Origin of the sequence: Novosphingobium sp. KN65.2 (assembly GCF_001368935.1) — a bacterium.
GTDB classification, from domain to species: domain Bacteria; phylum Pseudomonadota; class Alphaproteobacteria; order Sphingomonadales; family Sphingomonadaceae; genus Novosphingobium; species Novosphingobium mathurense.
In genome coordinates, this window is record NZ_CCBH010000163.1 from 1 (window position 1) to 10,990 (window position 10,990).

A 10,990-nucleotide genomic window follows, 5' to 3' on the forward strand; every position below is an offset into this window, starting at 1 on the left:
CCCCCCCCCCGCCGATATCGACGACCATCGCGCCGACCGGTTCGGTCACGGGCATGCCTGCGCCAATTGCGGCCGCCATCGATTCCTCGATGAACCAGACCTTGGAAGCGCCCGCCTGGCTTGCCGCATGTTGAATGGCCCGACGCTCCACCGGCGTCGACCCGGAAGGCACGCAGATCGCGATTTCGGGCCGGCGCGGCAGACGGCTTGGCCCGTCGTGCGCCTTGTCGATGAAATACTTGATCATCAGTTCGGCCACGTCGATGTCGGCGATCACACCCCCGCGAAGGGGCCGGATGGTCGACACATTGTCAGGCGTCTTGCCCATCATCAGTTTGGCATCGCTGCCGATTGCCCGTACCCGCGGGATGCCGCCCAGCGTCTCTAGCGCGACAACCGAGGGTTCGTTCAGAACGATGCCCCGATCGCGAACGTACACAAGCGTGTTCACCGTCCCAAGATCGATCGCCATGTCGTGAGAAGCAAAATTGAATAAGCGCGGTAATCGCATTCTGAAATCCGGACCCTACAGGTAGCTTATTGCGCGTTGTCGATCCGCGCCGCCTTGACCGGACGGCGCGTGTGAGCGCCCGGGCACGGCGTCAACCGCCCGTGCGTTCGACTGCCAGTTTCATGCGATGGCTGGCCTGTGGCTGGTGCAGGCGCGGCAAAGACCGCGGCAGGTCGAGGCTCCTATCCGCCGAGCGGGGAATCGCCTAGGCTGCCTGCATGGACCATTGCAGACATTGGAGCGTTGCATGAAGCAGAAGCGTATGGACAGGGAAGAGGTGACGGTTTGACGTCCGTTTCCCGCTGCGCCTGGGCGCAAGGCGATCCCGTAATGGCAGAGTATCACGATGCCGAATGGGGCATCCCGGTCCGCGATCCTCGCCTCCTTTGGGAAATGCTTGTCCTTGAGGGCTTTCAGGCCGGGCTCTCCTGGCGAACGATCCTGCACCGGCGCGACGGCTTTCGCCGGGCCTTCGACGGTTTCGATCCCGCGACGATCGCAGTTTACGACACGGACAAGATCGAAGCCCTGATGCAGGACGAAGGCATAATCCGCGCGCGCGCCAAGATCGAAGCCACCATCGGCAATGCCAGAGCGTACCTGCGCATGAACGAGGAAGGCCGCGACTTCTCGCAATTCGTCTGGTCGTTCGTAGGCGGAGAGACGCAGGTCAACGACGGCACGAACATCCCCGCCAGCACCCAGGCCTCCGCAGCGCTGTCCAAGGCGCTCAAGGCCGAAGGCTTCAAGTTCGTCGGACCGACGATTGCCTATGCCTTCATGCAGGCCGTAGGGATGGTCGACGATCACGAACCCGGCTGCTTCCGACGTGCCTGACGGGCATGGCACGCTCCGGGTATCACCATGCTATCCACCGGAGCCCGTTCGGCGGCTCACCTGCCCTATTCCCTGAACGTTACGCTGGCTCCCGGATCGTCGGGACCTTGACCGACACCTCCCGAAAATGGGCCGACCGCGCAGGTCTGCGGATCGAAAGGTGCGACCGCATACATCGTGACTGCAGCGCCATCGGTCCCATTCGTCCGAAAGCGCAGCAGCGCCGACGCCGCCTTCCCATTGGCCGGAACGTCAGCACGAAATTCGACGAAGTCGAACGATGAAGTGCCGGGTGGAAGCGCCGCGCTTACGCGTTGGACAAGGGCATTGAGAAATGCAGCATCCCTGGCTCGGCAAATGTCCGCCGGGCTTGCCGCATAGAGATCGGCCTTAAGGATGGTGTAGCCGGTCGGCTTAGCGTCAGGCTGTCGAGCTTCTTCTGCGGATCCACAAGCCGTCAGCATGACCAGAACGGCGACCGACCAGGCGTTTGCCCCCAGAAATGCGCCGATGTTTCCGGATCGATTGCGGGATCTCATGCTCGCCATCTTCCCGTTACGCCCACGCGCATGTCAAGTCAGTCAAACTCCCCGAAATGCTTCCAGGGTTTGAGGCGACGAGCGATCTATCCTGAGCTCTAAGGCGCCTTACCGGGCATTGCGCAAGGCAAGAGCGACTGGCGTGACCCAGACACCAAATTTCATGCGTTGGGCTTCGAACCAGACCCCTGTCCCCTGTTCGGGGATCCGTTCCACATGGATGACCTGGTCGCCCAGGAAGCCAGGATCGCCTGCTTCACTTCAGGTTCTGGTTGAGGCCGTGGTGTAAATTCAAAAGGATGTTGCGCACGGGTGAGGGACATTCAATTGCCTCCTTCAAGCCTTCTTGATCCTCTCCGGCGGCAAACCGCCGCAGGGAGATGTAAGTAGCCCGTGCTCGAGGTCAACTGCTCTGAAGATGTAGGCCTGCCTCCCTCGCAGCAACATGCAGGCGATGCAAATCTGCCATACGGCCAGTCTGCTCCCGCGACAGGTGGCACTTCCTCCCGAAGTCGCGCAGATCCGGCCCGGAAATGCCCGGAGGCTTGCCTTCTCCTAGCCAATCGCCTCCATCAGCGAGGACGACTTGTCATCGGCCAGTGCCAGATCGCGAAGTCGGCGGATCTCCGCAGCGTCGCGAGGCTGGTGACGGTGCTCGGCGATGATGCGCTCATAATTGCGCAGACCGCGCTCGAATGTCTCGCCGTAGCCCTTGATCAGACGCTGACAACGCACGAGTTCCAACGCGACGGCGCAATCTCTTTGTGCCTCGCTGCCGATCAAACCGAGCCATCGCTCGATCCGCTCCTGCTCTTCGTGATAGCGTAATGAACGCGGACGCCACGTGCGCATCGCGGCCACCAGACGCAGTGCGAGGAACCAGCGCAGGCTTGTCGTTTCGACATGGCGCCCTTCGGTAAAGAAACGCCCGAGGAAACCAGAAAGCACCTTGCTCCCAAGAATTCTCCGACCAATGCCTGCAGGCAGCGTTTCGCAGACTTCCTGCAAGCGTGGGTGCATGAATTCCGTGATGGACAGCAACTGATCGTCCTGTGCCTTCACTTCGCCGCGCACACGGTCAAGCCGGCTACCACGGGTCTTCAGGTCGGCGACCCGGATCGGGTCCTCATAGCTCATCCAGAGCGCAAGATGGCGTGCGGCCTCCGCAGTCAGCTCAAACGGTGCGGCGTCCAGCGCACTGATCCGTTCCAGACGATCGAGATATAGCGAAGCATAGGAACCGTCCTGATAGTCCATCAACTTCGCTACCCCATGCACGGCGTTCGCTTGCGCCGCTTCAGGCAAGGATGCGGTAATGCGGTCAGCCAGGGCGCGGCCCTGCACGGTGGTCGGCACAGGCACTGCATGGACCGTCTCATCAGGCATTGCGACCGGCTGCTGGGCCAGATCGAAGCCTTCCTGAAAGCCCTTGAGATTGCTTTTCACAGCGATACCGCTGTGTTCGATCGCGGCGTGGAAGGTTTCGGTAGGGAACGGCAGCGCTCCGCTTCCCGCCAGCGCACCGAACATGACCGCACTGATCACGCTCCCCGAACGATCGGTCGCTGCTTCCATGTCGAAGCCGATGAACCGCTTGGAGCGCTGATGCGCAGCCTCGAGTATCTTCTCACCGTTGCCGCGCCCATCACCCATCGCCTGCTTCTCGCCAATGGCATAGATGCGATGCGTCGATCCGATCAGTGTGGTGCGCTGCGCAGTCGAGAACCCGCGCAGCAGCGCGCGCCCGGTTTCCATCAGTTCAGAGGCGACCACCACGTCAACGTCACCCGGCATCGGCATCTGCGCCATGACCGGCAGGCGGCCCGAACCGTCCGGCTTCGCCAGTTCGACATAATAGACTGTCGAGCCGGTACGCTGTGCGACCCCGGGAACCGAGGTACCCTGTGCCAGCCAGCCTTCAGCGCGGGCGACTTCCTGAATCCAATCAGCCAGAACCCCGCCGCCCTGTCCACCAAGGGCGAGGATGGCGATAGTCAGGCGCTCGGACGTTGCTGCGGCATTAAGTGTCATCGCGTTTGTCCCTCGTCACATTGTCATTTCCCGGCGGCCGGGCGACTGGAGGGAGCGGGTTGGGAACCGCTCCCTCGTCGCCGGCGGCTTCGCCAGTGCCTTCCCCAATGCAAGATCGGGAAGGCATGAAACCTCAGAAAGCCCGTGCAGCCCGACCGCGTTCAACGTTCGCCTGCCAGCGGCCGATGATCGCGCCGCTGATCTTCGCCTTGATACGCTCGAAGCGCCCCGGATTGGCCACGATGCGTGCACGGTAGAAGCTCGGACACAGTACCGCCGCATGGCTGACTTCTCCGCAAAGCCCGCAACCCACACACGAATTCTCCACATGAGCTACAGGGTCCTGCCGCAAAGGGTCCGGGTTGGGTTTGATCGTCAACGAGGGGCAGCCAGAAAGGCGGATGCAGCTGTGATCGCCGGTACAGGTATCGCTGTCGACGCCAAAACGTTCGCGGATCACGCGGTTGCCGGCACGCAGATCCGCCGCTTTCTGCTTCTTTTCGCGGCGTTGCTTATTCAGCATGCATTCCGACTGGGCGACAATGACCTTGGGGCCCTTTTCCGGGGTGGTCAGTGCCTCGCGCAACATGTCGCGCATTGCCGGTACGTCATACGTCCGATGCGTCTCTCGAACCCAACGCGCACCCACGCCGCGCACAGCCTTCGAGATCGGGTTCTTCGTTACCCGGTTGGCGTTATCCGCGCGTGACGAGAGAATATCCTGCCCGCCTGTGGCTGCCGAATAGCCGTTATCGATGATGACGGTGACGGTGTCGTCCTTGTTGAACACCGCATTGCCGATGCCCGAGGTCAGGCCATTGTGCCAGAACCCGCCGTCCCCCATGATCGCGATCGAGCGCTTGGAACCCTTGCCATCCTTCGGCTTGAAGGCCGAGGCACCTGCCGCACCGAGGCCGTAGCCCATGGTCGTATTGCCGATGTTGAACGGCGGCAAGATCGAGAACAGGTGGCAGCCGATGTCTGCCGAAACGTGCGTGGGGCCCAACTCGCGTTCCACCAGCTTCATGGCCGTGAAGATCGGACGCTCCGGGCAGCCGGTGCAGAAGCCTGCCGGACGCTGGGGGATCTCCTTCGCAACCGGCGCCGGCAAGGGGTTGGCGGCTTCCAGTTCTGGCGCAAGCGCCGGCGCTTCCTTGGCAAGGAACTTGGCCAGACCCTTGCGTATGACGTCGGCCGTGTATTCGCCAGAGCGCGGAAGCACATCCTTGCCGACAACACGGGTATCGAGGCCCGCGCGGCGCACCAGCGTATTGAGTTCATGCTCGATGAACTCGGGCTGACCCTCTTCAAGGATCAAGACTGCGCGCTTGTTCCTGCAGAAGTCGGCGACTTCCTCCGGGATGATCGGATAGACCACGTTGAGGCAGTAGATCGGCAGCTTGCTGACCCCGTAGGCATCTGCCAGTCCGAGCAACTCCATCGCCCGGTTGAGGTTGTTGTAAAGCCCGCCCTGAACGATCAGCCCGATGCCTTCGTCGGTCTCCCCAGGGCCGAACCATTCATTGAGCTTGTTATCGCGTACATATGCGATGCCTGCCGGCCAACGCTTCTCGATCTTCTCGACTTCATGCAGGAAGTTGGCAGGAGGAAGCACGATACGGTCGAGGTCTCGCGTCGGCGCGGCCGCGGCCTCGCCCACTGTAAGCGGTGGGCGCACATTGTCCTTGACCACGAAAGAACCCGTCATGTGGCAAGAACGAACCCGCAGCTGAAGCATGACCGGTGTGTTCGAAGCTTCGGACAGGCGAAAGCCCCGTTCCACCGACTCGACGATGCTCGGCAGATTTGGCCGCGGATCGATCAGCCACATCTGCGACTTCATTGCGAAAGCATGGGTGCGCTCCTGCATGATCGAGGAACCTTCGCCGTAGTCTTCGCCCACGATCACCAGCGCACCGCCCGTAACGCCGCCCGAGGCGACGTTGGATAGCGCGTCCGACGCGACGTTGGTGCCGACGACCGACTTCCATGCAACCGCGCCGCGCAAGGGGTAGTTCACCGAAGCCGCCAGCATCGCAGCGGCCGTCGCCTCCGAAGCGCTCGCTTCGAAATGCACACCCAAGCTCTCAAGCAAGTCGTTGGCGTCGGCGAAAACGTCCATCAGATGGCTGATCGGTGAGCCTTGGTACCCGCCCACATAGGCAACACCCGATTGCAGGAGCCCCTTGGTAACGGCCAGGATGCCCTCACCTGTAAAGGTCTCTCCTGCACCGGCCGTGAGCTTCGTCACTTCCTTCTTGAATGAACGTTCCGCCATCTGACCCTACTCCGAAACGAGCGCCAGGACGCGAAGAGGGCTGCCCGAACCACCGCGAATCTTAAGCGGCGAAGCGATCACGATCGCACCGGTAGCGGGCAACTTGTCGAGGTTCTCGAGGCACTGGAGACCATACTTGCCGGCACCGTGCAACAGCGTGTGGGCCGGGTACATGGGATCGAGCAGGTGCGCCTGACCTGCGTCTGTACCGATCGTTTCGACCCCAAGGCCAAGCACGTCGCGCTCGAGCAGATACTGGATCGCATCTGCGTCCGGGCCAGGCGTATGCGCGCCGTCGTCACGACGATTGGTATAGCCATCGACGTCCCGCTTCGACCAGTCGGTACGGAACAGAACCCAGGCGCCAGCCGGAATGTCGCCGTGCTCGGCTTCCCATTCCTTGATATGCTCCGCCTTGAGGAGGAAGTCCGGGTTCGCGGCACACTGCGCGGAGAAATCGAGCACGACTGCCGGCGCGACCAGCTTGTCTGGCGGCACCTTGTCGACAGTGTTGTCGGGCAGGTCCTTGCCCGTCACCCAGTGCACCGGCGCATCGAAATGCGTGCCCGTATGTTCGCCGACCGTGAAGTTGTTCCAGTGCCATGCCACGCCGCGCTCGTCGTAGCGCGATATCTCCTGGCGCGAGAACGCGGCGGTCTGGCCAAATGGATCGGGCAGGACCAACAAGGGCGTGTCTTCGCTTAAAGTCTGGGTCAGATCGACAACGGTGATGTCACCGGCTGCAAGAGCCTGCGCAAAAGTGGCAAGTATGTCTGTCATGGACTTGGACCTCCTGTTGGACCATTAGATGCGAGAGTATCCTATTAAGTTGCATATGCAACTAAAATGTCAAAATAGGCGTCTACCGCCTCAGGAGTTAAGGATGAGCGAGGATTTGCGGCCTTTCGGGAACCCGGGTTCAGAAGACTTTCGCCTCGACGCCTATCCCTTCTATCTGCTCAATCGGGCTGCAAGCCGATACAACGTGGTCATCGAGTCGGACCTGCGCGGCATCGGCCTGGACATACCCACCTGGCGCGTGATCATGATTCTGGGCGAACATGAACCCCTGGCGATCGGACAGGTGGCAAAGTCGGCGGTTATCAATCTGTCCACCATGATGCGCATCGTTGAGCGCATGACGAAGGCCGGCCTCATTGTTACGGCACCCAGCGAAACGGACGGACGCGTGACCGAGATTGCCCTGACCGATGACGGGCGCGAGAAATTGGCCGCTGCGCGCGAGGTAACCTCGCCACTGTACGAAAAGATCATCCGCGGCTTCTCGGCCGGGGACTTCTCCATGTTGCTCGACCTGCTCGGACGGCTCTACGACAACCTCGACTAGGCTCAGGCACAGATTTCCTGATGGGCTCCAGCTCATACAACTTGCATGTGCAACTATAATAGTTTAAGCCTGAAGCAAATCAGGAGAACACTATGCGCATTGCCTGTCTAGGCGGCGGACCAGCCGGCATCTATTTCGCGATCTCGATGAAGCTGCGTGACCCTTCTCATGACATCCACGTCTTTGAGCGCAATCGTTCGGGTGACACGTTTGGCTGGGGCGTAGTATTTTCCGACCAGACACTTACCAACCTGCAGGCCAACGATGGCGTCAGTGCCGCGACCATTGCCGACAGCTTCGCGCACTGGGACGACGTCGATGTCACCGTGGGTGAAAACACGGTCACGTCGTCAGGTCACGGTTTCATCGGCATCGGCCGCAAGCACCTTCTCCAGATACTGCAGGCGCGCGCGCACGAACTTGGCGTCGTGATGCACTTCGAGACCCAGTTCGACGCGGACCTCTCGAAGTTTGCGGATTTCGACCTGATCGTGGCGGCAGACGGCATCAACTCCATGGTGCGTACCGCATATGAGGACAAGTTCGACGTCGACATCCAAGTAAGGCGCAACAAGTTCTCGTGGCTGGGCACCACGAAACTGTTTGAAGCCTTCGCTTTCATATTCGAGAAAACCCATGCGGGCTGGATCTGGGCGCACGCCTATCGCTTCGACGAAACGCATTCGACCTTTATCGTCGAATGCTCTCCGGAAACGTGGAAGGGGCTCGGCTTCGATCGGATGGAACAGGCTGAGTCCATCGCCCTGTGCGAAAAGATCTTCGCCCGCCACCTCGATGGCCATCCTCTCATTTCCAACGCCACGCACTTGCGCGGATCGGCAGCCTGGATCAACTTCCGGCGGGTGCTTTGCCGCCAGTGGTCCTTCGACAATGTCGTCCTGTTGGGCGATGCGGCACATACCGCTCATTTCTCGATCGGATCGGGTACCAAACTGGCCCTGGAAGACGCCATCAAGCTGGCGCAGGTTCTCGACCGGCCCAAGATCAAACAAGGAGGCACCGCCGCACGCGAGGAACTGGCCGTTGCGCTCGCCGAGTATCAGCAGGAGCGCCATGTCGAGGTCCTCAAAATCCAGAACTCGGCCCGCAACTCCACCGAATGGTTCGAGACTTTGGATCGCTACCTCGGTTTTGACCTTCCGCAGTTCGCCTATTCGCTGATGACCCGATCGCAGCGCGTCAGCCACGAAAACCTGCGTCTGCGCGATCGCGATTGGCTCGAAGGACTGGAGCGTTGGTTCTGGTCGGGCAACCAGAACCGCAATGTCCCGGTCCAGCCCATGTTCACGCCGTTTACGCTCAGGGGCATGACGGTGCCAAACCGTGTGGTGGTACCCGCCATGCTCACATATTCGGCTGATGAAGGCGGCTTCGCGAACGACTTCCACTCGATCCATTACGGCTCTCGAGCACTGGGCGGCGCAGGTCTTGTAATTACGGAAATGCTGGCGGTCAGTCCGCAAGGGCGCACGACCCCAGCTTGCCCTGGCCTGTGGGACGACGCTCACGTTGAACGCTGGGCCGCGATCAATTCCTTCGCGCACCAGCATTCGGCAGGCAAGACTTGCGCACAGATCGGTCATGCCGGCGCACGTGCAGCCTGCAAGGTTCCTGTCGAGAACGAGGGGTACGACCAAGCCATGGACGAACCCTGGTCGATCGTGTCAGCCAGCGCAGACCCCTGGCGACAGGGTGGCCTGGTGCCAAAGGCGCTGGATGCGGGAGGCATGGACGAGATCATGCGGCAATTCGTCGACGCCACCGTACGTGCGGACGAGGCTGGCTTCGACATGCTGGAGATCCAGGCTGGCCACGGCAATCTGCTGTCCAGTTTCATTACGCCAGTCATGAACAAACGCAGTGACGAGTTTGGCGGCAGCTTTGAGAATCGCATGCGCTTCCCGCTGCGGGTAATCGAAGCGGTGCGCGCCATCTGGCCACAGGAAAAGCCGCTGGCCGTGCGCATCTCGGCCAATGACTGGGTCGGAGCAGCCGGCATAACGCCAACGGAAGCAGTGGAAATTGCCACGCTTCTGCGCAGCGCGGGTGTCGATATCGTCGACGTCTCTGCCGGCGAAACGGCGCCGGAAGCGCGCCCGGTCTTCGGTCGCATGTTCCAGACGCCCTTTGCCGACCAGATCCGCAACGAGGCGGGAATCCCGACTATTGCTGTCGGCAACATTGTCGATGCGGACCAGGTCAACTCGATCCTCACCGCAGGGCGGGCCGATCTTGTCGCACTCGGTCGTACCCACTTGTTCGATCCTGTGTGGACGCTGCGGGCAGCGACTTCGGCTGGCTATGAGGAACATCCCGTGCCCGGTCCTTACAAGCCAGGCCATGTCCTTGCGCTCCGCACGGCGAGACAGCAGGCGGAAGGCGCGCGGGCCTGAAGTTTGGCAACCTTCCAGACCGCCCCGGAAGGACGCAAAATACTTTATGCTTGCAGGAATGGACATCCCGGCACCATTCACTATGAGCGCCTTATGAGAATAAGGAGCCATGGCGCCTATGGAAAAGGATAAGACCAGACCTGAAAGCACACTGGATCTGCGCGTTTGGATCCGCTTGCTTGATTGTGCCAAGATGATCGAGAAGCGACTTCGTCGGAATTTTGAAGACCAGTTCGGAACCACGCTGCCCCGGTTCGACATCATGGCGACGCTCGATCGCGCCCGGGAAGGCATGCGGATGGGCGAGTTGTCCCGTGCCCTTCTGGTCTCCAATGGCAACGTCACGGCCATCGTTCGCCAGTTGCTCGATCAGGGTCTGGTCAATTCGCAACCGGACCCCGAGGACAGGCGTTCCGCGATCGTCTCGCTGACACCAAAAGGCTGCGACCAGTTTCGCGTTCTGGCAGAGGCACATCACGGATGGGTCCGCGAAGCACTCGCAGATTTTTCCGAAGAGAATCAGCAACAACTGCTCGCTCTGCTGACCCAGCTCAAGTCATCCATTCGCTAGGACCGCACCCGATGCCCTTTACCACCACCGCGCAAGTGCGCTTCGCAGACGTCGACCCGGCGGGAATCGTCTTCTATCCCCGCTATTTCGAAATGCTGAACGGTGCAGTCGAGGACTGGTTCGCGCAGGACCTGGGAATGGACTTCGCGACCATGCACCTGGGCCATCAGATCGGCGTGCCGACGGTCAAGCTGGAGACCGAATTCATTTCTCCAAGCCGTTTGGGCGACCATCTTGATATTACCATCGACCCGATTAACCTTGGCCGCACAAGTTGCACCATTCGCGTGGTTTTTGCGGGCGAAGGACGTGTCCGGTTACGCGCGCAGGTCGTTCTGGTCTGCATGGATCTTACCAACCACCGCCCCACCGAATGGCCCGCAGGGGTGCGTACGGCTATCGACAGCGGGCTGGTTCCGGCCGACTGAATCCATCCTGGCTAACGTGGCACGAGACAAAGG

General features: G+C 60.9%; 10 protein-coding genes. 5 read left to right on the forward strand and 5 right to left on the reverse strand.

The genetic code is table 11. The features are described 5' to 3' along the window. On the reverse strand, positions 1-511 hold a 511-nt coding region (locus tag SPHV1_RS14810; RefSeq protein WP_197277733.1), incomplete at its 3' end, for a rod shape-determining protein. Positions 512-796: 285 nt separating this feature from the next. Between SPHV1_RS14810 and SPHV1_RS14815 the strand changes: the two genes are divergently transcribed. Next, entirely contained in the window at positions 797-1,348 is a 552-nt protein-coding gene (locus tag SPHV1_RS14815; RefSeq protein ID WP_082431022.1) for a DNA-3-methyladenine glycosylase I, read from the forward strand. A 65-nt stretch (positions 1,349-1,413) separates the two neighbouring features. Here the strand turns inward: SPHV1_RS14815 and SPHV1_RS14820 are convergent, their stop codons facing one another. The 4 genes from SPHV1_RS14820 to SPHV1_RS14835 form a co-directional block, all read right to left on the reverse strand. Further along, the gene (locus tag SPHV1_RS14820) at positions 1,414-1,887 is read right to left on the reverse strand and encodes a hypothetical protein (RefSeq protein WP_156367358.1); all 474 of its coding nucleotides are present in this window, start codon (positions 1,885-1,887) and stop codon (positions 1,414-1,416) included. A gap of 555 nt (positions 1,888-2,442) precedes the next feature. Beyond that, positions 2,443-3,918, reverse strand: a complete 1,476-nt coding sequence (locus SPHV1_RS14825) for an indolepyruvate oxidoreductase subunit beta family protein (protein ID WP_054946812.1) — start codon at positions 3,916-3,918, stop codon at positions 2,443-2,445. Positions 3,919-4,051: 133 nt separating this feature from the next. Further along, positions 4,052-6,196, reverse strand: coding sequence for an indolepyruvate ferredoxin oxidoreductase subunit alpha (locus SPHV1_RS14830; RefSeq protein ID WP_054946813.1), 2,145 nt, complete (start codon positions 6,194-6,196; stop codon positions 4,052-4,054). A 6-nt stretch (positions 6,197-6,202) separates the two neighbouring features. Then, positions 6,203-6,976: a cyclase family protein gene (locus tag SPHV1_RS14835; RefSeq protein ID WP_054946814.1), complete on the reverse strand. Its 774-nt coding sequence runs from the start codon at positions 6,974-6,976 to the stop codon at positions 6,203-6,205. 103 nt (positions 6,977-7,079) lie between these two features. On the opposite strand from SPHV1_RS14835, the gene SPHV1_RS14840 reads away from it, so the two are divergent. The 4 genes from SPHV1_RS14840 (at position 7,080) to SPHV1_RS14855 (ending at position 10,957) form a co-directional block, all read left to right on the forward strand. After that, complete coding sequence (locus SPHV1_RS14840) at positions 7,080-7,544, forward strand: MarR family winged helix-turn-helix transcriptional regulator (RefSeq protein ID WP_054946815.1); 465 nt, start codon at positions 7,080-7,082, stop codon at positions 7,542-7,544. A 92-nt stretch (positions 7,545-7,636) separates the two neighbouring features. Then, positions 7,637-9,958: a bifunctional salicylyl-CoA 5-hydroxylase/oxidoreductase gene (locus SPHV1_RS14845; RefSeq protein ID WP_054946816.1), complete on the forward strand. Its 2,322-nt coding sequence runs from the start codon at positions 7,637-7,639 to the stop codon at positions 9,956-9,958. A 118-nt stretch (positions 9,959-10,076) separates the two neighbouring features. Continuing rightward, entirely contained in the window at positions 10,077-10,529 is a 453-nt protein-coding gene (locus SPHV1_RS14850; RefSeq protein WP_079730763.1) for a MarR family winged helix-turn-helix transcriptional regulator, read from the forward strand. 11 nt (positions 10,530-10,540) lie between these two features. Further along, a complete protein-coding gene (locus SPHV1_RS14855) occupies positions 10,541-10,957 on the forward strand; it encodes a thioesterase family protein (RefSeq protein ID WP_054946818.1) in 417 nt (138 codons plus the stop codon). Positions 10,958-10,990: the final 33 nt, after the last annotated feature.

Coding starts and splice junctions, on each gene's coding strand:
- SPHV1_RS14820 (WP_156367358.1), bottom strand. CDS start 1,887: ATGAGATCCCGCAATCGATCCGGAAACATCGGCGCATTTCTGGGGGCA.
- SPHV1_RS14825 (WP_054946812.1), bottom strand. CDS start 3,918: ATGACACTTAATGCCGCAGCAACGTCCGAGCGCCTGACTATCGCCATC.
- SPHV1_RS14830 (WP_054946813.1), bottom strand. CDS start 6,196: ATGGCGGAACGTTCATTCAAGAAGGAAGTGACGAAGCTCACGGCCGGT.
- SPHV1_RS14835 (WP_054946814.1), bottom strand. CDS start 6,976: ATGACAGACATACTTGCCACTTTTGCGCAGGCTCTTGCAGCCGGTGAC.
- SPHV1_RS14840 (WP_054946815.1), top strand. CDS start 7,080: ATGAGCGAGGATTTGCGGCCTTTCGGGAACCCGGGTTCAGAAGACTTT.
- SPHV1_RS14845 (WP_054946816.1), top strand. CDS start 7,637: ATGCGCATTGCCTGTCTAGGCGGCGGACCAGCCGGCATCTATTTCGCG.
- SPHV1_RS14850 (WP_079730763.1), top strand. CDS start 10,077: ATGGAAAAGGATAAGACCAGACCTGAAAGCACACTGGATCTGCGCGTT.
- SPHV1_RS14855 (WP_054946818.1), top strand. CDS start 10,541: ATGCCCTTTACCACCACCGCGCAAGTGCGCTTCGCAGACGTCGACCCG.